At 65.8% G+C, this 22,193-nt stretch carries 22 protein-coding genes; 15 read left to right on the forward strand and 7 right to left on the reverse strand.

What is annotated here, in order from left to right:
• Positions 1-91 precede the first annotated feature (91 nt).
• From ABSY19_RS02420 to ABSY19_RS02435, 4 genes are all read left to right on the forward strand, one after another.
• A complete protein-coding gene (locus ABSY19_RS02420; RefSeq protein WP_382158730.1) occupies positions 92-559 on the forward strand; it encodes a rhodanese-like domain-containing protein in 468 nt (155 codons plus the stop codon).
• A gap of 115 nt (positions 560-674) precedes the next feature.
• Positions 675-1,622 (forward strand): serine O-acetyltransferase EpsC, encoded by a 948-nt coding sequence (gene epsC / locus ABSY19_RS02425; protein WP_382158732.1) that lies wholly within the window; start codon positions 675-677, stop codon positions 1,620-1,622.
• A 108-nt stretch (positions 1,623-1,730) separates the two neighbouring features.
• The gene (locus ABSY19_RS02430) at positions 1,731-2,660 is read left to right on the forward strand and encodes a family 2A encapsulin nanocompartment shell protein (RefSeq protein WP_291112362.1); all 930 of its coding nucleotides are present in this window, start codon (positions 1,731-1,733) and stop codon (positions 2,658-2,660) included.
• A complete protein-coding gene (locus tag ABSY19_RS02435; protein ID WP_382158734.1) occupies positions 2,635-4,263 on the forward strand; it encodes a family 2A encapsulin nanocompartment cargo protein cysteine desulfurase in 1,629 nt (542 codons plus the stop codon). The genes ABSY19_RS02430 and ABSY19_RS02435 overlap by 26 nt, the downstream gene beginning before the upstream one ends.
• Before the next feature lie 9 nt (positions 4,264-4,272).
• Here ABSY19_RS02435 and tam read toward each other — a convergent pair whose 3' ends face one another.
• Complete coding sequence (tam, locus tag ABSY19_RS02440) at positions 4,273-5,037, reverse strand: trans-aconitate 2-methyltransferase (RefSeq protein WP_382158736.1); 765 nt, start codon at positions 5,035-5,037, stop codon at positions 4,273-4,275.
• A gap of 168 nt (positions 5,038-5,205) precedes the next feature.
• Here tam and ABSY19_RS02445 point away from each other — a divergent pair, with 168 nt between their 5' ends.
• Positions 5,206-6,168 (forward strand): tripartite tricarboxylate transporter substrate-binding protein, encoded by a 963-nt coding sequence (locus ABSY19_RS02445; RefSeq protein WP_382158738.1) that lies wholly within the window; start codon positions 5,206-5,208, stop codon positions 6,166-6,168.
• 3 nt (positions 6,169-6,171) lie between these two features.
• Here the strand turns inward: ABSY19_RS02445 and ABSY19_RS02450 are convergent, their stop codons facing one another.
• From ABSY19_RS02450 to ABSY19_RS02460, 3 genes are all read right to left on the reverse strand, one after another.
• A complete protein-coding gene (locus ABSY19_RS02450) occupies positions 6,172-7,092 on the reverse strand; it encodes an MBL fold metallo-hydrolase (RefSeq protein ID WP_382158740.1) in 921 nt (306 codons plus the stop codon).
• A gap of 82 nt (positions 7,093-7,174) precedes the next feature.
• Positions 7,175-8,512, reverse strand: coding sequence for an LLM class flavin-dependent oxidoreductase (locus ABSY19_RS02455; protein ID WP_382158742.1), 1,338 nt, complete (start codon positions 8,510-8,512; stop codon positions 7,175-7,177).
• Positions 8,509-9,075, reverse strand: a complete 567-nt coding sequence (locus ABSY19_RS02460; RefSeq protein ID WP_382158744.1) for a hypothetical protein — start codon at positions 9,073-9,075, stop codon at positions 8,509-8,511. The genes ABSY19_RS02455 and ABSY19_RS02460 overlap by 4 nt, the downstream gene beginning before the upstream one ends.
• 183 nt (positions 9,076-9,258) lie before the next feature.
• On the opposite strand from ABSY19_RS02460, the gene ABSY19_RS02465 reads away from it, so the two are divergent.
• A complete protein-coding gene (locus ABSY19_RS02465; protein WP_382158746.1) occupies positions 9,259-9,906 on the forward strand; it encodes a peroxiredoxin in 648 nt (215 codons plus the stop codon).
• An 11-nt stretch (positions 9,907-9,917) separates the two neighbouring features.
• Positions 9,918-10,484 carry an RBBP9/YdeN family alpha/beta hydrolase gene (locus ABSY19_RS02470; protein WP_382158748.1) on the forward strand — a complete coding sequence of 189 codons (567 nt, stop codon included), beginning with the start codon at positions 9,918-9,920 and terminating at the stop codon, positions 10,482-10,484.
• Between the two features lie 29 nt (positions 10,485-10,513).
• Here ABSY19_RS02470 and ABSY19_RS02475 read toward each other — a convergent pair whose 3' ends face one another.
• Complete coding sequence (locus ABSY19_RS02475) at positions 10,514-11,707, reverse strand: contractile injection system protein, VgrG/Pvc8 family (protein WP_382158750.1); 1,194 nt, start codon at positions 11,705-11,707, stop codon at positions 10,514-10,516.
• A 495-nt stretch (positions 11,708-12,202) separates the two neighbouring features.
• On the opposite strand from ABSY19_RS02475, the gene ABSY19_RS02480 reads away from it, so the two are divergent.
• The 6 genes from ABSY19_RS02480 (at position 12,203) to ABSY19_RS02505 (ending at position 19,908) form a co-directional block, all read left to right on the forward strand.
• The gene (locus tag ABSY19_RS02480; protein WP_382158752.1) at positions 12,203-13,243 is read left to right on the forward strand and encodes a 3-oxoacyl-[acyl-carrier-protein] synthase III C-terminal domain-containing protein; all 1,041 of its coding nucleotides are present in this window, start codon (positions 12,203-12,205) and stop codon (positions 13,241-13,243) included.
• A gap of 14 nt (positions 13,244-13,257) precedes the next feature.
• Positions 13,258-15,774, forward strand: a complete 2,517-nt coding sequence (locus ABSY19_RS02485; RefSeq protein WP_382158754.1) for a hybrid sensor histidine kinase/response regulator — start codon at positions 13,258-13,260, stop codon at positions 15,772-15,774.
• Between the two features lie 125 nt (positions 15,775-15,899).
• Positions 15,900-16,898: a sulfate ABC transporter substrate-binding protein gene (locus ABSY19_RS02490; RefSeq protein WP_382158756.1), complete on the forward strand. Its 999-nt coding sequence runs from the start codon at positions 15,900-15,902 to the stop codon at positions 16,896-16,898.
• 129 nt (positions 16,899-17,027) lie between these two features.
• Positions 17,028-17,909: a sulfate ABC transporter permease subunit CysT gene (gene cysT / locus ABSY19_RS02495; protein WP_382158758.1), complete on the forward strand. Its 882-nt coding sequence runs from the start codon at positions 17,028-17,030 to the stop codon at positions 17,907-17,909.
• A complete protein-coding gene (cysW, locus tag ABSY19_RS02500; RefSeq protein ID WP_382158760.1) occupies positions 17,906-18,823 on the forward strand; it encodes a sulfate ABC transporter permease subunit CysW in 918 nt (305 codons plus the stop codon). The genes cysT and cysW overlap by 4 nt, the downstream gene beginning before the upstream one ends.
• Positions 18,820-19,908: a sulfate/molybdate ABC transporter ATP-binding protein gene (locus ABSY19_RS02505; RefSeq protein WP_382158762.1), complete on the forward strand. Its 1,089-nt coding sequence runs from the start codon at positions 18,820-18,822 to the stop codon at positions 19,906-19,908. The genes cysW and ABSY19_RS02505 overlap by 4 nt, the downstream gene beginning before the upstream one ends.
• A 60-nt stretch (positions 19,909-19,968) precedes the next feature.
• On the opposite strand, the gene ABSY19_RS02510 is transcribed toward ABSY19_RS02505, so the two are convergent.
• Complete coding sequence (locus ABSY19_RS02510) at positions 19,969-20,181, reverse strand: hypothetical protein (protein WP_382158764.1); 213 nt, start codon at positions 20,179-20,181, stop codon at positions 19,969-19,971.
• A 163-nt stretch (positions 20,182-20,344) separates the two neighbouring features.
• Here ABSY19_RS02510 and ABSY19_RS02515 point away from each other — a divergent pair, with 163 nt between their 5' ends.
• On the forward strand, positions 20,345-20,593 hold the full coding sequence (locus ABSY19_RS02515) for a hypothetical protein (RefSeq protein WP_291112336.1): 249 nt from the start codon (positions 20,345-20,347) through the stop codon (positions 20,591-20,593).
• A gap of 71 nt (positions 20,594-20,664) precedes the next feature.
• Positions 20,665-21,438, forward strand: coding sequence for a hypothetical protein (locus ABSY19_RS02520; protein ID WP_382158766.1), 774 nt, complete (start codon positions 20,665-20,667; stop codon positions 21,436-21,438).
• Here the strand turns inward: ABSY19_RS02520 and ABSY19_RS02525 are convergent.
• A complete protein-coding gene (locus ABSY19_RS02525; RefSeq protein WP_382158768.1) occupies positions 21,413-22,177 on the reverse strand; it encodes a Crp/Fnr family transcriptional regulator in 765 nt (254 codons plus the stop codon). The genes ABSY19_RS02520 and ABSY19_RS02525 overlap by 26 nt on opposite strands.
• Between the last annotated feature and the right edge of the window lie 16 nt (positions 22,178-22,193).

Consider the following 22,193-nt stretch of genomic DNA (forward strand, 5'->3'; position numbering starts at 1 on the left):
TTTGGGCAATTAAGAAACAAAAAAACAATGGTTTGTGTGTTGAAGCGGCGCTTTTAGAGTGCATTCCAACTTCACACCAAGGGTCTCCAACATGACGGTTGCCATCGAATCCCCCACGCTGCTCGACGCCCTGGACGCCATCGGGCGCGACGCCCAGGCCCGGGGCCTGCCCTACGCGGGTGGCATCCCGCCCGAACTCGCCTGGTCGCTGGTCTCGGCCGGCGAAGCCCGGCTGGTGGACGTGCGCAGCGCGGAAGAGCGCAAGTTCGTGGGCCATGTGCCCGAGAGCCTGCACGTGCCCTGGGCCACGGGCACCAGCCTCACGCGCAACCCGCGCTTCGTGCGCGAGCTCGAAGCCAAGGTGGGCAAGGAAGCGCGCGTGCTGCTGCTGTGCCGCAGCGGCAAGCGCTCGGCGCTGGCGGCCGAGGCCGCCACCAAGGCCGGCTTCACGCAGGTGTTCAACGTGCTCGAAGGTTTCGAGGGCGAGATCGACGCGCAGCAACACCGCGGCGGCCAGGACGGCTGGCGCTTCCATCGGCTCCCATGGGTGCAAGATTGAACACCCCTGCCGCGCTTCGCGCGTCCCCCTCAAGGGGGCAACGCCAGCCGACCGGCAAAGCCGGATCTGCGGCATTTCTGGTTGGGCCACGGCGCGCCAACAGGGTGGTGGTCTCATGAGCGATTTCCGCGAATCGTCTGCGGACGTGCGCTCGCACCTGTTCGACCTGCAGCAGGTCGTGCGCGACCTCGCCGACGTGCGCCAGCGCTGGCGCACCGCGCAGAAGCGCTCGCGCGAACCGGGCGGGCGCGAGCTGCCTTCGCGCGACGCGCTCGGCGCCATCCTCGACGGGCTGCGCGGCGCGCTGTTCCCGATGCGCCTGGGCCCGCCCGACCTGCGCCAGGAGAGCGAGGACTTCTACATCGGCCACACGCTGGATGCCAGGCTGCACGCGCTGCTGGGCCAGGTGCGGCTGGAGCTGCGCTACCAGCACCGCCACGCGGGCGGCACCGACGAAGCGGCCACCGAACAGCAGGCGCGCGAACTGGTGCGCGACTTCGCGCACTCGCTGCCCCAGCTGCGCGAGCTGCTCGACAGCGACGTGGTGGCGGCCTACGAGGGTGATCCCGCCGCGCGCAGCGTGGACGAGGTGCTGCTGTGTTACCCCGGCATCCAGGCCATGATCCACCACCGTGTGGCGCACCGCTTCTACCAGCTGGGTGTGCCGCTGCTCGCGCGCATCGTGGCCGAACTCGCGCACGGCGCGACCGGCATCGACATCCACCCCGGCGCGTCCATCGGCGCGGGCTTCTTCATCGACCACGGCACCGGCGTCGTGATCGGCGAGACCGCCGTCATCGGCCAGCGCGTTCGCGTGTACCAGGCGGTCACGCTGGGCGCCAAGCGTTTCCCCACCGATGAGAACGGCCACCTGAGCAAGGGTCTGGCGCGCCACCCCGTGGTGGAGGACGACGTGGTGATCTACGCCGGCGCCACCGTGCTCGGGCGCGTGACCATCGGCCGCGGCGCCACCATCGGCGGCAACCTGTGGGTCACGCACGACGTGGCCGCCGGCGCCAACCTGAGCCAGGCCCGATCACGGGAGGTCACCGCCAGCCCCTGATCGACCGCCACCGAGCTTTCCCCGCCCTTCCCCCTTCGCCGCGTCGCTTCGGCCGCACGCGTGGGGCCTTCTTTTGCCTTTTTTCAACCACCGAGCCACGGAGCCTTCATGTCTGACCCAACCCCCTCGCAACTGGCGCTGAGCGACAACGCCGCGCGCCAACTGGCCAATGCCACCAAGACGGCCCCCGTGCTGTCGACCATCAGCCCGCGCTGGCTCACGCACCTGCTGCAATGGCAGCCGGTGGAGGCCGGCATCTACCGCCTCAACAAGGTGAAGAACCCGCAGGACGTGGAGGTGCTGTGCGCCAAGCGCGACGAGAGCGAGCTGCCCTCGACCTACGTGGACTACGAGGACCAGCCGCGCGAGTACTTCCTGAACGCGGTCTCTACCGTGCTGGACGTGCACACCCGCGTGTCCGACCTCTACAGCAGCCCGCACGACCAGATCAAGGAACAGCTGCGCCTGACCATCGAGACCATCAAGGAAAAGCAGGAAAGCGAGCTGATCAACAACGCCGACTACGGCCTGCTGGCCAGCGTGCACCCGGACCAGATCGTCTACCCGCTCACCGGCGCGCCCACGCCCGACGACCTGGACGAGCTGCTCACCAAGGTGTGGAAGGAGCCGGCCTTCTTCCTCACGCACCCGCTGGCCATCGCCGCCTTCGGCCGCGAGTGCACGCGCCGGGGCGTGCCGCCGCCCACGGTGAGCCTGTTCGGCTCGCAGTTCCTCACCTGGCGCGGCATCCCGCTGATTCCCAGCGACAAGGTGCCGGTGGCCGATGGCAAGACCAAGATCCTGCTGCTGCGCGTGGGCGACAAGCGCCAGGGCGTGGTGGGCCTGTACCAGCCGGGTCTGGCCGGCGAGCAGAGCCCGGGCCTGTCGGTGCGCTTCATGGGCATCAACCGCAGCGCCATCGCCTCGTACCTGATCTCGCTGTACTGCTCGCTCGCGGTGCAGACCGAGGACGCACTGGCCGTGCTGGAAGACGTTGAAGTGGGCAAGTTCCATGACTATCCAGACACCTACAAGTGAGCGGCCGCCGGCCGGCCTGCCCGACCTGGCGGCGCTGAACCAGCTCGCGGGCGCGTTCTTCGCCGCCCTGCCCGGCTCGCCGCCCACGCTGCCCACCACCCCACTGGGTGGCGTGCCCGCGCCGGTGAACGTGTTGCCCGGCGGCAGCTCGCTCGGGCCCCTGGCCCTGGGCGTGCCGCCCTCGGACCGCGTGACCGCGCAGTCCTTCGACCTGCCGGGCGCGGACGACCTGCGCGAGCTGCTCGCCACGCCACCGCGCCACAGCGCGGCACCAGGCCACGCCCCCACCGACACGGCAGGCGCGTTCTACTTCACGCAGGGCCTGCAGACGCCGCAAGGCTTCGCCACCCAGGCGCCGCAGGCCGACGCGGCGCGCCACCCGCCGTTCGACGTGAACGCGGTGCGGCGCGACTTCCCCATCCTGCAGGAGCGCGTGAACGGCCGGCAGCTGGTGTGGTTCGACAACGCGGCCACCACGCACAAGCCGCAGTCGGTGATCGACCGCATTTCGTATTTCTACGAGCACGAGAACTCCAACATCCACCGCGCCGCGCACGCGCTGGCGGCCCGCGCGACCGACGCCTACGAGAGCGCGCGCGAGAAGGTGCGCGCCTTCCTGGGCGCGTCGTCGGTGGAAGAAATCATCTTCGTGCGCGGCGCCACCGAGGCCATCAACCTGGTGGCGAAAACCTGGGGCGCGAAAAACGTGGGCGCAGGCGACGAGATCATCGTCTCGCACCTGGAGCACCACGCCAACATCGTGCCCTGGCAGCAGCTCGCCGCCGAGAAGGGTGCGGTGATCCGCGTGATCCCGGTGGACGACAGCGGCCAGGTGCGGCTGGACGAGTACCAGAAGCTGCTCAACAGCCGCACGAAGATCGTGGCCGTCACCCAGGTCTCGAACGCGCTGGGCACGGTGGTGCCGGTGCGGGAGATCGTGGCGCTGGCGCACCGCGCGGGCGCGAAAGCGCTGGTGGACGGCGCGCAGTCGGTGAGCCACCTGCGCGTGGACGTGCAGGCGATCGACGCCGACTTCTTCGTGTTCTCCGGCCACAAGGTGTTCGGCCCGACCGGCATCGGCGTGGTCTACGGCAAGCGCGAACTGCTGGACGACATGCCGCCCTGGCAAGGCGGCGGCAACATGATCGCGGACGTCACCTTTGAGCGCACCGTGTTCCAGCCGCCGCCCAACAAATTCGAGGCCGGCACCGGCAACATCGCCGACGCGGTGGGCCTGGGCGCGGCGATCGACTACGTGCAGCGCATCGGGCTGGAGAACATCGCGCGCTACGAGCACGACCTGCTGGCCTACGCCACGCGCCACCTGCAACCCATTCCGGGCGTGCGCCTGATCGGCACCGCGCAGGACAAGGCCAGCGTGCTGTCCTTCGTGCTGCAGGGTTACAGCACCGAGGAAGTGGGCCAGGCGCTGAACGAGGAAGGCATCGGGGTGCGCTCGGGCCACCACTGCGCGCAACCCATCCTGCGGCGCTTCGGCGTCGAGGCCACGGTGCGGCCCTCGCTGGCGTTCTACAACACCTGCGAAGAGGTGGACCGCTTCATCGCGGTGGTGCGGCGGCTCAGCTCGGGCCGGCAGCGGTAGACCGAAGCCTCAGCGGCTGGCCACGATGAACAGCCGGGGGAAGGGCAGCAGCACCGTGCCATCGGCCAGCGCGGGGTAGGCCTGGGTGATGGCGGCGAGGTAGCGGGCGAGGAAGGCCGCTTTCTCGCCGCCGTCCAGCGGTGCCAGGTAGGGCCGAAGGGCTGAGCCCTTGAACCACTCCACCACCGCCTCGGGGCCGCCCGAGAGCGGGTGGAAATAGGTGGTGCGCCAGACATCGACCGCCGCGCAGCGCGGCTTGAGCAACTGGTAATAGAACGCGGCGTCGTGCCGCGCCGGGTGCTTCACGCTCCCGATCTTGCTCGCCCAGGGCCCTTGCGCCGCGACCTCGCGCGCGAGGCGGTGCGCCGGCTCTTCGAGGTTGTCGGGCGTCTGCACGGCCAGGCTGCCGCCGGGCGCCAGCCGGCTCAGCAGGCGCGGGTAGAGCGTGGCGTGGTCGGGCAGCCATTGCAGCGAGGCGTTGGCCAGGATCACGTCGAACGACTCGACCGGGTTCCAGGCCTCGATGTCGGCGAGTTCGAAGCGGATGCCGGGCAGGCGCTCGCGCGCCGCGGCCAGCATGTCGTCGGAGCTGTCCAGACCCGTCACCCGGGCCTGCGGAAACCGGTCGGCCAGCACCTCGGTGGAATTGCCCGGGCCGCAGCCGAGGTCGATCGCGACCTGCACGCCGCGCGCCGGCACGGCGGCCACCAGGTCGCGCACCGGGCGCGTGCGCTCTTGTTCAAAGGCCGAGTAGGTGCGGGCGGACCACGTCATCGTGTGTGCTCTCCATGGGTGGGACGGCCTCCATTGTGCGCAGGAAGCCATGCCCCTGGCGAAGACCGAGTATCGATCTGCGAAAAGCGCATTGGCGCGGATGCGGGCGCCTGCCTACGCTGCCGGGTTCGCCGTCATTCGACGGCCTTTCAACCCAAGGATGTTTGCATGAACTCGAAGGTGCTCCAAGTCACCGCCCTCTCGCTGGTTTCCCTGGTCGCCGCGGTGGCTCCCGCCCTGGCGCAGACGCCGGCCTACCCCACCAAGCCCATCACCCTGGTGGTGCCCTACCCGCCCGGCGGGCCGAACGACACGATCGCCCGCACCCTCGGGCCGGAGCTGGCCAAGGCGCTCGCCGTGCCGGTGGTGATCGAGAACAAGCCGGGCGCCGCCGGCAACATCGGCACCGGCCACACCGCCCGCGCCGCGGCGGACGGCTACACCATCGCCCTGCCCGGCTCCGCGCTGTCGATCAACACCGTGATCTTCGACAACGCGCCTTACAAGATCAGCGACTTCCGCGCGGTCGGCATGGTGGCGCAGGGCCCGGTGGTGGCCGTGGCCCACCCGTCGCTGAACATCAAGACCATCGCGCAGCTGGTGGCCCACGCCAAGGCGAACCCGGGCAAGCTGTCTTTCCCCTCGGGTGGCAAGGGCACCTCGCCCTACCTGGCGGGCGAGCTGCTCAAGAACACCGCGAACATCGACATGGTGCACGTGCCCTACAAGGGCACGGGCGAGTTCATTCCCGACCTGCTCGCGGGCCGGGTGCCGGTGGCCTTCGTGAGCCCGCTGATCGCGCGCCAGCACGTGGACACGGGCGCCCTGGTGCCACTGGCCACCACCGGCACCAAGCGCCTGCGCGGCTGGGAGACCCTGCCCACCGTCGAAGAAGCGGGCGTCGCCGGCTTCCGCGTGCTGCCCTGGTACGCCGTGGTCGTGCCCGCGGCCACGCCCACCCCCGTGGTGAACAAGCTCAACGCCGCGCTGCAGCAGGCCCTGGCCTCGGCCGAGATCCAGAAGAAGCTGGTGGACCTGGGCCTGGACGCATTGCCCGGCACCGCCGACGACGCGCAGGCCGTGGTGGTGCAGGAAGTGCAGCTCTGGAAGAACGTGAAACTCAGCGACTGACCGTCAACGCCGGACCACCTGGCCGCCCGGCAGCACCGAGAAGGTCTCGAAATGCCGGGGCAGCACCTGCGCCGCCGCGGGTGCCACCCGGCGCACCTCTTCCTGGAAGATCTCGGCGTGCGCCAGCGCGCTGCTCTGGTCCGCGCCGTAGGGGAAGGTCTGCACGTCCCAGTGCGTGGCCACCACCACCTTGGGCAGACCGGTGGCGCGCAGCAGGCGCTCGGTGTAGCGGAAGATCTGCAGACGCGGCCGGGCCGAGGGCACCAGCACGATGGACGGTGTGAGGCCCTGCACCTCGCGCTCGATGTAGTTCATGGAGCCGAACATCAGGATCTCGTGGTGCCGGAAACGCACCAGGTAGCCGAAGGTGCCGCCTTCGGAAAACGCCTTCAGCGGCAGCGGCCCCCGCAGGCCCTCGGGCACGATGCCGGCGTCGAAATAGCACTTGTCGCACAGGGCGGAATGCAGGCTGGGGATCACGCGGATCGAGAGCTCGCCGAAGTCGTAGTCCTCGCCACCGCGCACCGGCACCAGCTGCGGTTCGGCCACGCCGTAGGCGCGGGCGATGTTGGTGGCGCTGTAGGAGCCGACCACGTGCGCGCCGGTCTTCTTCGCGATGTGCGGCATGTCCATGCAGTGGTTGAAGTGCGCATGCGACAGCAGGACGTGCGTGGCTTCCTGGATGTGCCGGTCGATGGTCTCGGTGTCGCTGGGCACGATCTCGTCGAAGCTGTAGGCGGGGCGCTCGTCGCCCGGTGCGGCGTTCGCGGGCAGCATGCCGAAGCGGTTGCCGCTGTAGCGCAGGCGGGTGAAGTACGGGTCCAGCAAGACGGTATGTTTGCCGTCGGTGATCTTCCAGGCCGCTGATCCGTAGTGGGTCAGCTCGATTCTTCCATCCTCGAAATAGGTGCGGTCAACGCTCACGAACAATCCTCGGCTTCTTGGGTTAAACCGGCCATCATGCGAGGCCGGCCCCTCGGTGCGCAAAGAAGGTTTTCGCGATTGCTTATGCGTTCGGCAGCGATGGGAAGAAGCGGTTGTCGGGCCGGGGCAGGCCGAGGTTCTCGCGCAGGGTGCTGCCTTCGTACTCGCGGCGCAGCAGGCCGCGCCGCTGCAGCTCGGGCACCACGTGGTCCACGAAGGCGTCCAGCCCGCCGGGCAGCCAGGGGAACATCACGTTGAAGCCGTCACTGCCCTCGGTGTCCAGCCATTCCTGCATCTCGTCGGCAATGGTCCGCGCCGTGCCCACGAAGGCCAGGCCGGCGTAGCCGCCCAGCCGCTGGGCCAGCTGGCGCACCGTGAGGTTCTCGCGCCGGGCCAGCTCGATGGTGCGCTCGCGCGTGCTCTGGCTCGCGTTGGTGGGCGGCACCTCGGGCAGCGGTGCGTCCAGATCGAAACCCGAGACATCGTGGCCCAGCGCGATGGACAACGAGGCGATCGCGCTGTCGATGTGGACCAGGCCGTCGAGCCGCGCGCGGATCGCTTTCGCCTCGGCCACGGAATCGGCCACCACCACGAAGGCGCCGGGCAGCACCTTGAGGTGGTCGCGGTCGCGGCCGATCTTTTCCATGCGGCCTTTCACGTCCGCATAGAAGCGCCTCGCGTTGTCCAGCGTGCCCGGGGCGGAGAACACCACCTCGGCCGTTTCGGCCGCGAGCTGGCGCCCGGCTTCGGAGGCGCCGGCCTGCACGATCACCGGCCAGCCCTGCACCGGCCGCGCGATGTGCAGCGGGCCGCGCACCGAGAAATACGGCCCCTTGTGGTTGAGCACGTGCAGACGCTCGGGGTCGAAGAAGCGACCACTCTGCGCATCGCGGACAAAGGCGTCGTCGGCCCAGCTGTCCCACAGGCCGGTGACCACGTCGTGGAACTCGCGGGCGCGCACGTAGCGCTGGTCGTGCTCCATGTGATCTTCGAGACCGAAGTTGCGCGCCGCGTCCGGGTTGCTGGTGGTCACGATGTTCCAGCCCGCGCGGCCGTGGCTCAGGTGGTCCAGCGACGCGAAACGGCGCGCGATGTGAAACGGCTCCTCGAATGTGGTGGAGGCCGTGGCCACCAGTCCGATGTGGCGCGTGTGCTGCGCCAGGGCCGAGAGCAGCGTGAAGGGCTCGAACGAGGTCACCGTGTGGCTGCGCTGCAGGGCCTCGATCGGCATGTTCAGCACGGCCAGGTGGTCGGCCATGAAGAAGGCGTCGAAGCGCGCGGCCTCCAGGCGCTTCACGAGGTACTTCAGCCGCTCGAAGTTGAAGTTCGCGTCGGCCCAGGCGCCGGGGTAGCGCCAGGCACCGGTGTGAATGCTGACGGGGCGCATGAACGCGCCCAGCCGAAGCTGGCGCCGGCTCATGCCTCGCTGCCTTCGATGTCCTCGCCCAGCTCGTGCAGCAGGTGTTCGACGAAGGCCTCCATCGGCGGCAGACCCGGTGGCAGGGAGCGGCCGGTGTGCAGCGGAAACCAGCCGCGCCGGCCCGCGCTCAGCCGCAGGAAGACCACGTCGGGCGACTCGCCCGCGTCGAACACATGCGGCACACCCGCCGGCAGCCACACCCAGTCCCCAGCCTCGCACAACACGCCAGTGAAGCCGGCCGAGGTGCGCACGCTCAGCAGCGCCGTGCCCTTCAGGAAAACGCAGGCCACAGCGTCCTCGCTGGTGAGTTCCTGAGGGCGCGGGTGCGCGCCGTCGTAACCCGGGTGGCTGAAGCGCACGCGCTCCGACACGTGCGCGCCAAGTTGCCGTCGCAACTCGACCAGCGCTTTCGCATGATCCACCACGGCATCGCCCGGCTCGGGCCCGTCCACCCAGCGCCCCCAGCGCACGCCCACCGACGCGGCGGCCGGGCAGGCAGCGCCTTCGCACACCGAAGTGGACAACCAGAGACCGTCGGCATCGAACGTCGCAACAGCAGCCATGCGGGCCAGTGTCCGCGCGCTCCGCCACCCACACAACGACGCATTCGGACTTAGCTCATGCGCTCAGCGTCTATGCGCACCCATATGCCCACAAGCCATAAACAAACTACTTCATAGTCGTTTGGTTATTTGGACGGCGTCAACAGAATGCAGTTTTGCATTTGAACAACCAGGAGCCCTCTCATGAGCAACACCACCCTCCGACTCGGCGACACCGCTCCCGACTTCACGCAAGACTCCACCGCAGGCCCCATCCACTTCCACGACTGGGCGGGCGACAGCTGGGTCGTGCTCTTCTCGCACCCGGCCGACTTCACACCCGTGTGCACCACCGAACTCGGCAAGACCGCCGCGCTCTCGGGCGAATTCGCCAAGCGCAACGTCAAACCCATCGCCGTCAGCGTCGACCCGCTGGACTCGCACGGCAAATGGGTGCTCGACATCAACGAGACCCAGAACACCACGGTGAACTTCCCCATCCTCGCCGATGCGGACAAGAAAGTCGCCACGCTCTACGACATGATCCACCCCAACGCATCGGCCACCGCCACCGTGCGCAGCGTGTTCATCATCGACCCCAAGAAAGTGATCCGCACCACGCTGACCTACCCCGCCAGCACCGGCCGCAACTTCGACGAGATCCTGCGCGTCATCGACTCGCTGCAACTCACCGACAGCCACAAGGTGGCCACGCCCGCCAACTGGAAAGACGGCGACGACGTGGTGATCGTGCCCAGCCTGCAAGACCCGGCCGAGATCGCACAACGCTTCCCCAAAGGCTTCAAGGCCGTGCGGCCCTACCTGCGCCTCACCCCGCAGCCCAACCGCTGAGGGTTCGCCGCATGTCGTCCTCACCCACCGTCATCATCATTCCCGGCTGGCGCAACTCCGGCCCGGGCCACTGGCAGACGCTGTGGTCCGACAGCCTGCCCTCGGTGCTGCGGGTGGAGCAGGACGACTGGGTGGCGCCGGTGCGCCAGTCGTGGGTGGCACGGCTGAGCGAAACCATCGAACGCGCGCCCGGCCCGGTGGTCGTGGTTGCGCACAGCCTGGGCTGCATCACCACCACCCACCTGCCCCCCGAGATTACGCAGCGCATCCAGGGCGCGCTGCTCGTGGCTCCGGCCGACCCGGAGCGCCGGGGCGTGCTCGCCGACTTCGCGCCCGTGCCCTACCAGCGCCTGCCGTACCGCAGCATCCTCGTGGCCAGCAACAACGACCCGTATTGCCCGGTGCGCACGGCCGGCGCGTATGCCCGGGCCTGGGGCAGCGAATTCGTGCGGCTCAACGACGCGGGACACATCAACGTGGATTCGGGCCATGGGCCTTGGCCGCTGGGGTTGGCGTTGCTGCAGTCGTTGGGGGCGGAGGTGCCGGTGGGGGTGCGGCAGGTGGAAGTGGTCAACTGACATTCACCTGAGGCCCTGGCTCCCCCAACTCACTTCGCTGGAGGCGGGTGGATCGTCAAGGCGGGTGGCGGCTCGTCCGGCAGGAACTCAATGCTGCGGATGATCTTGAGTGCGTGGGGCGTCAAGTCTGCTTTGCGACCTTCTCGCAATATCCCAACGTTGCCTTGGCCACAGATCGCTTTAGGGGGATGAAACAAGCAGAAAGAAAGCTTGCGCTGACGATGCGCTTCGTCACCTATGGTGTCATCCGAGATACCTGCATATCCCTTTGAGTTGACCGCTTGAATATTCACCAAGCGAGTCGCTCTATCCAGCACCTTTCGCTCTTCGGGCGTTGGTTCAGGAGGCAAAAAACACCTGTCCAGATCCTTTTCCCACAAGCCCGTTTTGTCGTTCAGCTTCGCCAAGCCGCCTGTGGCGGATGGGTCGTCCGCAAGCCTGCAACTTAGGCCAAACCCGAGCGCCACCAAACTCGACTTCCAAGACTTAGGTATCGGATTCACCGCCATGCCGCCCAAGCCGGTTGCTGAATCTGAGCCCAAGCCACCGTCTCTCCCGCTGGGAGGCATCCATGCCGCGATGTTGCAACCGGGCCCATAGTTCGCCTGAAATCGATGCAAGGTCGCCGGTTCGGCATGTGCGATACCGATGAACTGAATCATGCACAGCCAGAAGAGTACAAATCTCCGTTTCATTGACAGCTCCTGCGTGGTGTGTACCCCTCCGGACGCTCTTTGGTCTGTCTTCCCTCGGCATCGGGGAAGCGCATACTCCCCCAGCACCGCCTCGATGATCTCCACCGGGCTCTGGTCCTGGAAGACCTTGCAGTCGGTGCTCAGCGTGGCCAGGTGCAGCCAGGGCCTCAGGGTGAACTCCACCAGCGCGTGGCGCCCGGACTCCCCGATGTACCGGGCTTCGGTGATCAGGCCCGAGATCTCCCGCACCCCTGCGCCCTGGTTGACGCCCGCTCCTCCGGGCATCCCGGGCACGAAGCTGCCCTGGCCTTCGAGTTCGAGGCAGCAGGTCAGCTCGCGGCCGATGAAGGTGTTCAATTCCAGTGGGGCACCGCCCTCCGGGCTCTGCAGCACCAGCCGGTACTCGAACAGCGCGTTGATGCCCTCTTCGCCTTCGAGCTTCAGGGGCTCCAGCAAGGGAGCCCCGTTCACCTCGGGAATCGCCGCGCTTCGGATCGTCAGCCCACGCCGGGGGGTCGATGGGGTCATGGCAGTCCTCCTGAATGTTCTCGTTGAGATGGCGACGCATGCTCGGCCACCCTCAACGATTCATCCAAGGTCGGACTTCACTGGATTGACATCGACAGCAGAGTCGCACCCTCGCCGAAAGCTGCAACTCATGCCTTCAATTCGGCAACTCGATGCCAACAAACATCGACTCGTTCATAGAGCAAGGTGCAGCGAAGAGAAACACGCGCGAACGCCCAGGGCGACAACGTCGGCGCTGCGCAACACATCGCGGCCCGTCGCGCATGGGTGGGGTGGTGAACGCGTCAAAAACGATCCCGGGCCGGCTTTTTTCATTTCATTCCACCGAAGCCGCATCCAGGACCCCCAATCGAGCGGCTTGTGCAAATAGCAACCAAAGCGCACCCGGCGCACCAAGACTGCGTCGATCCAAGTTTTTGTTGAGGCGCTAACCGCGCTACACCGAAAACCCAGGTTCTTCTCCACCACAACCGGCGAAGCGCGCCACCAACAAGAATGATCATTGAAAACGTCGTCGCGAGCTTTCCTACCCGAAGAGTCAGCAATGAAGAGGTCGTGGACCTGATCCGGTTCCATTCGAAGAACTTCGATGGTGACCTGTCCAAGGCGATGCGACTCGTTCAGACACTCCTCGATCGCAGCGGGCTGATCACCCGCCATTGGCAAGCGGAAGGCGAACGGCCGATCGATCATTTGGCACAAGCCATCTCATCCGCGCTGCAGGGCAGCTTCTTGCAATACGCCGACATCGATCTGTTCATCTATGTGGGCGTGAGCGGTGGCTTTCGGGAGCCCGCCAACAGCTACATGGTGGCGAAAGCGCTGGGCTTCGTGCGAGCAGAGTGCTTCGACGTCATTGACGCCTGCATGAGCTGGACACGTGCCATCTCTTTGGTGGACAGCCTCTTCAAGACACGCAGCTATCGCAACGCGTTGGTCGTGAACGCGGAATTCAACATGACCGCGGGAGGCCCACTCTTTCCCGCGAACTTCTCGCTTCAGAGCCCTTCTCAACTCGACCACGCACTGCCCTCATACACCATCGGAGAAGCTGCTACGGCCACGTTGCTCCTTCCCGACCGGCCCGACAACTTCCACATTGCCTTTCATTCCAAGCCCGAGCTGGCAGACCTGTGCACGGTCCCAGGCCAAGGCTTCGAGGATTTTTGTGAGATGACTGATGCCACGGGAAAACTGGGCGTCGGGCGCTTCACCGCTTTGGGTGCAAAGCTGCATCACCACCTGGATCAAGAGATTCCGCAATTGCTTGCCACTGCAGGTGTGACGGGTGAAGAGGCTGACATCGTGCTCACACACACCTCATCAAGCGTGGATTGGCACAAGGCTGGAGCGAAGCACGGCTTCGCGGAAAAAATCTATCACCTGTATCCGCGCACCGGCAACGTCGTCTCCGCCTCTATTCCAGCAGCACTTGCTCGGGCGAGGCTTGAGGGTCGAGTGCAGACCGGTGATCGAGTGATGTTTTTGATGGGCAGTGCCGGGATGTCTTTCGCCGCGTGCACTTTTTTAAACTGAGGAGATACACAACCATGCTGAGTCAAATCTTCAAGATTTTTTTGAGCTTTGATCAATTGCTCCGTGAGAATGCCAAGAGGTCTGCTTACAGCATGGTGGCTGTTGGCATGATCGGTACGGTGGCTCACTGCGTCTATGGGATTCTTTGGACGCAGGTAGCACCACTGGACCACGAAAGTGCTTGGCTCAGGGCGATTGGCGCGCTGTCCTGCTTTGGTTTGCTGATCAACAAGCATTGGCCTGAATCATGGAGGAGGTTCTTGCCTTGGTACTGGTACGCCGTGGTGATGTACTCCCTCCCCTTTTTCGCGACCTTTCAGCTGCTGGGTAGCAACTACTCGATGCTTCGATCGATGCTGGAGGTCACGATGGCGTTCTTCGTCATCATTGTGTTTTCGCAGCCCGTCCTCGCGATCAGCAACATGCTGATCGGCGTTGCACTGGCGGTAGGGCTAGCTTTTCTCACCATCCCCAACTTCGCTGCACTCAATCACGCCACGTTGATCCCTATCCATCTGCACGTGATGCTCTTCACGCTGATCGGCGGATTGATCTTCAGTCGAAGCAACCTGAGAGGGCTGCTAGCCCAAGAAAAGGTGAAGGTGATGACAGCCCTGATTGGCTCCATCGCCCATGAAATGCGAAGCCCCATGGGCCAACTCAGCCAGAGGTTGGATGCCATCGGCAAGCGCTTGCCCGACCATGTTGTCGGTGCGCAGACCCAGACCATTGACGTCATTGATCTGGAGGCCATCTATGCCGAGATCGCCAAATGCAAGGAGGCCATCGAGCGGGGCACGCAGGTGATCACGCTGACCATGGACGAAATCAGCGCCAAACCGATCGACTCGTCCAAGCATCGCTATCTGTCTATGGCCTCGGTCGTGAACAAGGCATTGGCAGAGTTCTCGTACCGCAAAGCCAGCGACAAGGAACGAATTTCGGTGGTGACGAATGTGGACTTCGTTTTCCTGGGCGACGAAACGCGCTTCATCTTCACTCTGTTCAATCTGCTGAAGAACGCGACCTACTATTTCGACAAGTATCCGAAGGCCCGCGTCACGATCACACTGGATGGCCGCACGGTGACGGTGGAGGACACGGGACCCGGCATCCGGCCCGAAGTGTTTTCGCGGTTGTTCGAGGCCTTTCACAGCGAGGACAAACCAGGCGGCACCGGGCTGGGATTGTCTTTCTGCCAGCGGACCATGCTGGCCTTTGGAGGCGGCATCCGTTGCGAGTCTGTGCACGGCGAGTTCACCCGGTTCGTGATGCAATTTCCGGAAGTGGCCGAGGATGAGGTTTCCGCGCACGAGCAAGACGTGCAGAGACGAGGAGCCTCCATGTTCGGCGGCAAGCGGATCCTGGTCGTGGATGATTCGCGGCATTTCCGTCAAGCGTCCAAGAAGGTGCTCATCGAACTGGGCGCGCTGGTCGATGAGGCCGAGGATGGCAACGAGGCGCTGGCGAAGCTGGCCGCCGAACGACACGACGCGATGCTGCTGGACCTGTGCATGCCCGAGCTGGACGGCTACGCCACGGCCGAAAGGGTGCGCCGTGGTGCCATCCCCGGGTTGGAGAACCTGACCATCGTGGCCCATTCATCGGAGTCTCCCCATGCGGCCAGGGTCAGGCTGGACCGGATCGGGGTGAAGGAATTCCTTTCGAAGGGTTGTTCGCCACTGGAACTGATCGAGGTGCTGTGTCGCGCCCATGCCTCGTCGAAAAGCCAGTCGAAAACCATGGAGGCTTGCGCGAAGCACTCAGGCAAGACCATCCTGCTGGTCGACGACGAGGACTTCAGCCGCAAGTACGTGCGCACGGTGTTGATGACGCAGGGGTTCCAGGTGCTCGAGGCCCCCAACGGACAGATCGCCTTGAGTTTTTTGAACGATGCCTCGATGCATGTCGATGCGGTGATCACGGACATTCACATGCCCGACCTGAGCGGGATCGAGATCGCACACACCCTGCGTGCACGCCCCCGCCCTCGGGGCACCATGCCCGTGATCGCGCTGAGCGCCCGTTCCGATGAGGCCATGATGTCGGAGGCACGCGAGGCGGGCATCAACGACTTTCTCATCAAGCCGGTGCAGTCGATAAAACTCCTTGAGTCGCTGAGCCGGCAACTGGGTATCGCCATCAAGGATGTGAGGGTGGATGCCTTGCCGACCCCACAGGCGTCAGCGGCGGTGCACGCGCTCATCGATGTCGCCAGGCTGGACAGCTTGCGCCGGTTGGGCCTGATCAAGGCGGATCTCGCCCATGCGCTGGAGGACATGCGCACCAAGTTTGGCCAGTTGGCCGGCTATGTCGCGGCCAACGACATGGGGCGGGCGAAAACGCTGATGCACGCTTTGATGGGTCTGGCCGGGCATTTGGGCGCCAGGGCGTTTCACGATGAATTGCGGGCGAGGTACGCCCTGATGGTGGAGACGGGGCAGTGGCCAGCAGATGGAGACTGGCTGCTCAAGCTGCGCCAGCTTTTCACCGACACGGACCGGCTGCTGCGAGCCCGCACGGGCGTCTGAACGCGAGAAAGGCCCGAGCCTTCTTTATTCCCATCTGGAATAAAGAAACAAGAACAAAGTCGTTTGGATTCTCAGGGTGGGCGCCCAGAATCTGACACATCCTGTTTCTTGCTTGGAGCTTTCCCATGAAAAACACCTTGCGCGCGGCGCTTGCCGCCGTCGCCCTGTCCACATCTGCCCTGGCGGGCGCACAGACCACGCTGCTGAACGTCTCTTACGACGTGGCCCGTGAGTTTTACAAGGACATCAACGTGGCGTTCGCCGCGAGCTACAAGAAATCGACCGGCAAGGACATCAAGGTGGACCAGTCGCACGCCGGCTCGAGCGCCCAGGCGCGTGCCGTGGCCGATGGCCTGGAAGCGGATGTGGTGACCTTCAACACGACGACGGACGTGGACTTCCTGGCGGAAAAGGGTGTGGTGGCCAAGGACTGGCGCCAGAAATTCCCGAATGGCGCCGCCCCCACGACCTCGACCATGCTGTTCCTGGTGCGCAACGGCAACCCCAAGGGCATCAAGGACTGGGACGATCTGATCAAGCCTGGTGTGCAGGTGGTGGTGGTCAACCCCAAGACCGGTGGCAATGGCCGCCTGGCTTACCTGGCCGCCTGGGGCTATGTGCGCAGCAAGGGCGGAAGCGATGCCGAGGCCGCCGAGTTCGTGGGCAAGCTCTACAAGAACGTGCCGGTGCTGGCGCGTGGTGGCCGTGACGCCACGGGCGTGTTCCTGCAACGCAATATTGGTGACGTGCTGATCACCTTCGAATCCGAGGTGGTGTCGGTGGACGCCGAGTTCGGCGCCGGCAAGGTCGATGCGATCCACCCCAGCGCGTCCATCGTGGCGGAGAACCCGGTGGCGATCGTGGAGCGCACGGTGAACAAGAAGGGCTCGGCCGCCGAGGCCAAGGCCTACCTCGATTTCCTCTACAGCCCGGAAGGCCAGGAGATCGCGGCCAAGCACAACATCCGCCCGCGCAACGAAGCCGTGCTGAAGAAGTACGCCTCGGCTTTCAAGCCCATCAAGCTGTTCAACGTGAGCGACTATTTCGGTTCGCTGGCTGAGGCGCAGAAGGTGCACTTCAACGACGGCGGTCAGTTCGACAAGCTGTACACGGTCGGCAAGTAACAAGGAAACACCCCCGCCACGCTGCGCGCGTCCCCCTCGAGGGGGCGGTGCCTGCGGCCCGGCAAAGCCGGTTCCGCGGCACCTCTTGAACAAGCCACTTCTCGCGTTGCAGCGACCTGGACCCACGACATGACCACCGCCACGCTGCCAACCGCAGCCGCTCCAACTGAAACCCGTCGCCGCACGCGCCGCCGCGTGCTGCCGGGCTTCAACATCACGCTGGGTTTCACGGTTTTCTACCTGAGCCTGATCGTGCTGATCCCCTTGTCGGCCCTGTTCTTCAAGACGTTTTCGTTGACCTGGCCGCAGTTCTGGGAAGCCGTTACCGCGCCTCGCGTGCTGGCGTCGTACAAGCTGACCTTCGGCGCTTCGCTGATCGCCGCCACGGTGAATGCTGTGTTCGGCCTGCTGGTGGCCTGGGTGCTGGTGCGCTACAGCTTCCCCGGCAAGAAGATCGTGGACGCCTTGGTGGACTTGCCGTTTGCGCTGCCCACCGCTGTGGCGGGCATCTCGCTCACCGCGATCCTGGCGGGCAACGGCTGGATCGGCCAGTACACGGAGCCGCTGGGCCTCCAGCTGGCCTTCAACCCGAATGGCGTGGTGATCGCGCTGATCTTCATCGGCCTGCCCTTCGTGGTGCGCACGGTGCAGCCGGTGCTCGAAGACTCCGAAAAGGAACTCGAAGAGGCCGCCACCTGCTTGGGCGCCACGCGCTGGCAGACCTTCAGCCGCGTGATCTTCCCGAGCATCGCGCCTGCCCTGCTCACCGGTTTCGCGATGGCGTTCGCCCGCGCGGTGGGTGAGTACGGTTCGGTGATCTTCATCGCGGGCAACATGCCCATGGTGTCGGAGATCACGCCGCTGATCATCATCAGCAAGCTGGAACAGTACGACTACGCGGGTGCCACCGCCGTGGCGCTGGTGATGCTGCTGTTCTCGTTCGTGCTGCTGTTGCTCATCAACGGCCTGCAGACCTGGCAACGCAAGCGCTCCGGGGGGAACCTGCAATGAGCACCGCCACCTCTCCGCGCACCGCGCGCAAGGGCACGACCGAAGCGGCCTGGGTGCGCCGCACGCTGATCGGCATCGCACTGCTGTTCATGGCGCTGTTCCTGGTGTTGCCGCTGGCCGCGGTGTTCACCGAGGCGCTTCGCAAGGGCTTCGACGCCTATTGGGAAGCGCTGAAGGACCCGGACGCGTGGTCGGCCATCCGCCTCACGCTGCTCACGGCCGCGATCGCCGTGCCGCTGAACCTGGTGTTCGGCGTGGCGGCGGCCTGGGCCGTGGCGAAGTACGAGTTCCGGGGCAAGTCCTTCCTCACGACGCTGATCGACCTGCCGTTCTCGGTGTCGCCGGTGGTGGCGGGCCTGATCTACGTGCTGGTGTTCGGCGCGCAGGGCTGGCTGGGCCCCTGGCTGGCCGAGCACGATATCAAGATCGTGTTCGCCGTGCCCGGCATCATCCTGGCCACGATTTTCGTCACCTTCCCCTTCATCGCGCGCGAACTCATTCCGCTGATGCAGGCGCAGGGCAATGACGAGGAGCAGGCCGCGATCGTGCTCGGCGCCTCGGGTTGGCAGACCTTCTGGCACGTGACCCTGCCCAACATCAAGTGGGGCCTGATCTACGGCGTGATTCTCTGCAACGCGCGCGCCATGGGCGAGTTCGGCGCGGTGTCGGTGGTGTCGGGCCACATCCGGGGCCAGACCAACACCATGCCGCTGCACGTGGAGATTCTCTACAACGAGTACCAGTCCGTCGCCGCCTTCGCCGTGGCGTCGCTGCTGGCTTTGCTGGCCCTGGTCACGCTGGTGATCAAGTCGGTCGCCGAATGGCAGATGGAGCGCGAACTGAAGGCGCTGGCCGAGCTGCCTCCCGAACGGCCCACGCCCGCCCACCCAACCCTGCTGGGACAGACACCATGAGCATTGAGATCCGCGACATCAACAAGAACTTCGGCACCTTCCAGGCGCTGAAGAACGTCAACCTGGACATCCACTCGGGCGAGCTGCTGGCCCTGCTCGGCCCTTCGGGCTGCGGCAAGACCACGCTGCTGCGCATCATCGCGGGGCTGGAGACGCCGGACACGGGCAGCATCCTGTTCAGCGGCGAGGACACCACCGACGTGCACGTGCGCGAGCGCAACGTGGGCTTCGTGTTCCAGCACTACGCGCTGTTCCGCCACATGACGGTGTTCGAGAACGTGGCCTTCGGCCTGCGCGTGAAGCCGCGCGGCCAGCGCCCGAGCGACGCGCAGATCAAGACCAAGGTGCTCGATCTGCTCAAGCTGGTGCAGCTGGATTGGCTGGCGGACCGCTACCCTTCGCAGCTCTCGGGCGGCCAGCGCCAGCGCATCGCCCTGGCGCGCGCGCTGGCGGTGGAGCCCAAGGTGCTGCTGCTCGACGAGCCTTTCGGCGCGCTCGATGCCAAGGTGCGCAAGGAACTGCGCCGCTGGCTGCGCCGCCTGCACGACGAGCTGCACGTGACCAGCGTGTTCGTCACCCACGACCAGGAAGAAGCCCTGGAAGTGGCGGACCGCGTGGTGCTGATGAACCAGGGCCAGGTGGAACAGATCGGCGCGCCGCAGGAGGTGTGGGAACACCCGGCGAGCCCGTTCGTGTACGGTTTCCTGGGCGACGTGAACCTGTTCCATGGCCGCGCCAACGAAGGCCAGTTGCACCTGCAAGGCGTGTCCATCGATTCGCCCGAACACGCCGGTGCCCAAGACGCCAAGGCCTTTGCCTATGTGCGCCCGCACGACCTGGACGTGCAGCGTTACGCGGCCGGTCTGCCTGGCATCGTGGCCAAGCTGGAGCGTGCGGTGGTGGTGGGCCCGATCGCCCGGCTCGAACTGCTGCCGGTGGACGCACAGGCTCCGGGTGGGTACGACCCGCTGATCGAGGCGCGCATGTCGTCGGAGCGTTTCCGCGAACTGGGTTTCAAGGAAGGCGACACGCTGGTGGTCTCGCCGAAGAAGGCCCGGGTGTTCCTGCAGCCGCAGGCAGCCTGAAGCACAAGATTTACGCCGCTTACATCGGGTATCACAGCCCGGTGCAGGCGGCGTTTTTCATCATGCGGCGAGCTTGATCTTGCCCTCCGTCACGTAGCGCTTGAAGTCGGTCAGCGGCATGGCCGCCGAGCCGCGCACTTCCTCGTCCACCCAGCTGAGAGTGGCGTCGTTCAAACCCGTTTCCACCTTCACGGGACCGGGGCGAATGACGATGTTGGGGCCATCGCCTTCGCGGTACTCGACCTTGCCAACAATGTGTGCGGTTTGTGCCATGGCGTGCTCCTCGATATGGAGTCTTCAGGATCGCGGGCATGCGCCCAGGGGTCTGTGCGTTGACGTACAGAACTTCGCCCACGCGAGGCTTAGTCTGGACTCAGCCGCTTTTTCCGGCTGTTGTCACCCCCCTGCCCTGTGCAGCTTTCCAAAGGACCCCATCATGAAGACTTCCAAACTTCTCACCACCACCGTGGCCGCGCTGACCGTCGTCGGCGCTGGCCTCGTGTACGCGCAGACCACCACCCCGAGCACGCCAGCGCCCATGACGCAGGACTCGACCACCCAGGCACAGCCTGCCACGCCCACCGCGCCCGCACCGTCGACCACGATGCCTGCGACGCCCAGCCAGGACACCACGCAACGCAGCACCGTGCCGATGACCACGGATGCCCAGGCTGATCGCAACTGACCCTTGATGAAACAGGCCCCCATGAGCCCGATGAGGCTCCGGGTGCCGCCCATTTCCAGAACACGACCGTCATGCGCATCCCCTCTTCCCTCGCGCAGGACATCCGCAACGGCGCGCTGATCGGCGCGGCGGTGCTCACCTTGCTCATGCCGCCGGCCAAGCTGGTGCAGGGCCCCGACGGCCCACAGGCTGGTGCCGCCATCGCGGTGCCGCTCGCGCCCCTGTCTGCGCCGGAGCCGGACTTCGGCGGCGTCGAGGCCACCGCCAACGCGCACGAACTCGTGCAGTGGATCGCCCGCACGGGCGACAACGCGGGCATGCCTTTCGTGCTGGTGGACAAGCCAGCCGCCCGGTTGCATGTTTTCAATGCCAACGCGAGCCTGCGAGACAGCACCCCGGTGCTGCTCGGATTTGCGCCTGGCGACGACACCGTGCCAGGCATCGGCAACAGGCCGGTGGAACAAGTGAAACCGCATGAGCGCACGACACCAGCCGGCCGCTTTGTCGGGCATCTGGGCCACAACCTCACGGGCGAAGACGTGGTGTGGGTCGACTACGACGCCGCCGTGTCGATGCACCGCGTGCGGCCCACGCTGCAGCCCAAGGAACGGCGCGCCGAGCGGCTCGCGTCAGCGACCATCGACGACAACCGGATTTCCTATGGCTGCATCAATGTGCCGGCCGCGTTCTACGAAGCGCAGCTGAAGCCGGTGTTCTCGACGATGTCAGCCGTGGTGTACGTGTTGCCCGAGCACAAGAGCCTGAGCGAAGTGTTCGGCCTGACCACGGCGCCCGCACCGTCGCCGCAGGAGGCGCGGGTCAGGCGCTCTGCAGGGTCCGTTTGACGATCCGCGTGGGAAGCGAAGGTGTGCCGTGGCCGCAGGAGAGCTTGTCGTACGCGCGGCGCACCACACCGTAGCATTCGCAGCTGCGCGCTTCGAGCCCGTCACGGTCCAGGATGGAGATATGACCCCGGTGGTACTCGATCAAACCGGCTTTCTGCAGCTTCAGCGCGCCGCTGGTGACGCCTTCGCGCCGCACGCCGAGCAGGCTGGCGATGCGCTCCTGCGTGGCCTGCATGTCGCTGTTGTCCTGCCGGTCCAGGTGCTGGAGCAGCCAGCGGCAGAGTTGCTGGTCGAGCGCGTGGTGGCGGTTGCAGGCCGACGACTGCGCCATGTGCGTGAACAGCGCCTGGGTGTAGGCCAGCAGGTGCTGCAGCAGTTCGGGCGAGCGGCGCGTGTGGTGCAGCAGCGCCTGCACACCCATGCGGCCGGCGTGGCCGGGGCGTTGCACGACGGCGTCGCACAGGGCGCTGGTGTCGCCCATGAAGGCGCACACACCCACCATGCCCTCGTTGCCGACCACCGCCACTTCGGACGATGCGCCGTCTTCCAGCGAGGACACCAGCGACACGGTGGCGCTGACGGGAAAGTACACGTGCCGCACTTCGGCGCCGGCCTGGTGCAACAAGGCGCCGGCCCGCAGCTCTTCCCATTCGAGGTCGGGCTCCAGAAGCTCCCATTCGGCGCTCGACAGCATGGCCAGCAAGTGGTTGCTGGGCAGCGGAGACGGATTGGTGGTCATGGCAGTTCCCTTTCAA

Source organism: Hydrogenophaga sp. ANAO-22, from assembly GCF_042466645.1.
Taxonomy (GTDB): Bacteria; Pseudomonadota; Gammaproteobacteria; order Burkholderiales; family Burkholderiaceae_C; genus Hydrogenophaga.

Coding starts and splice junctions, on each gene's coding strand:
- ABSY19_RS02420 (WP_382158730.1), top strand. CDS start 92: ATGACGGTTGCCATCGAATCCCCCACGCTGCTCGACGCCCTGGACGCC.
- epsC (WP_382158732.1), top strand. CDS start 675: ATGAGCGATTTCCGCGAATCGTCTGCGGACGTGCGCTCGCACCTGTTC.
- ABSY19_RS02430 (WP_291112362.1), top strand. CDS start 1,731: ATGTCTGACCCAACCCCCTCGCAACTGGCGCTGAGCGACAACGCCGCG.
- ABSY19_RS02435 (WP_382158734.1), top strand. CDS start 2,635: ATGACTATCCAGACACCTACAAGTGAGCGGCCGCCGGCCGGCCTGCCC.
- tam (WP_382158736.1), bottom strand. CDS start 5,037: ATGACGTGGTCCGCCCGCACCTACTCGGCCTTTGAACAAGAGCGCACG.
- ABSY19_RS02445 (WP_382158738.1), top strand. CDS start 5,206: ATGAACTCGAAGGTGCTCCAAGTCACCGCCCTCTCGCTGGTTTCCCTG.
- ABSY19_RS02455 (WP_382158742.1), bottom strand. CDS start 8,512: ATGAGCCGGCGCCAGCTTCGGCTGGGCGCGTTCATGCGCCCCGTCAGC.
- ABSY19_RS02460 (WP_382158744.1), bottom strand. CDS start 9,075: ATGGCTGCTGTTGCGACGTTCGATGCCGACGGTCTCTGGTTGTCCACT.
- ABSY19_RS02465 (WP_382158746.1), top strand. CDS start 9,259: ATGAGCAACACCACCCTCCGACTCGGCGACACCGCTCCCGACTTCACG.
- ABSY19_RS02470 (WP_382158748.1), top strand. CDS start 9,918: ATGTCGTCCTCACCCACCGTCATCATCATTCCCGGCTGGCGCAACTCC.
- ABSY19_RS02475 (WP_382158750.1), bottom strand. CDS start 11,707: ATGACCCCATCGACCCCCCGGCGTGGGCTGACGATCCGAAGCGCGGCG.
- ABSY19_RS02480 (WP_382158752.1), top strand. CDS start 12,203: ATGATCATTGAAAACGTCGTCGCGAGCTTTCCTACCCGAAGAGTCAGC.
- ABSY19_RS02485 (WP_382158754.1), top strand. CDS start 13,258: ATGCTGAGTCAAATCTTCAAGATTTTTTTGAGCTTTGATCAATTGCTC.
- ABSY19_RS02490 (WP_382158756.1), top strand. CDS start 15,900: ATGAAAAACACCTTGCGCGCGGCGCTTGCCGCCGTCGCCCTGTCCACA.
- cysT (WP_382158758.1), top strand. CDS start 17,028: ATGACCACCGCCACGCTGCCAACCGCAGCCGCTCCAACTGAAACCCGT.
- cysW (WP_382158760.1), top strand. CDS start 17,906: ATGAGCACCGCCACCTCTCCGCGCACCGCGCGCAAGGGCACGACCGAA.
- ABSY19_RS02505 (WP_382158762.1), top strand. CDS start 18,820: ATGAGCATTGAGATCCGCGACATCAACAAGAACTTCGGCACCTTCCAG.
- ABSY19_RS02510 (WP_382158764.1), bottom strand. CDS start 20,181: ATGGCACAAACCGCACACATTGTTGGCAAGGTCGAGTACCGCGAAGGC.
- ABSY19_RS02515 (WP_291112336.1), top strand. CDS start 20,345: ATGAAGACTTCCAAACTTCTCACCACCACCGTGGCCGCGCTGACCGTC.
- ABSY19_RS02520 (WP_382158766.1), top strand. CDS start 20,665: ATGCGCATCCCCTCTTCCCTCGCGCAGGACATCCGCAACGGCGCGCTG.
- ABSY19_RS02525 (WP_382158768.1), bottom strand. CDS start 22,177: ATGACCACCAATCCGTCTCCGCTGCCCAGCAACCACTTGCTGGCCATG.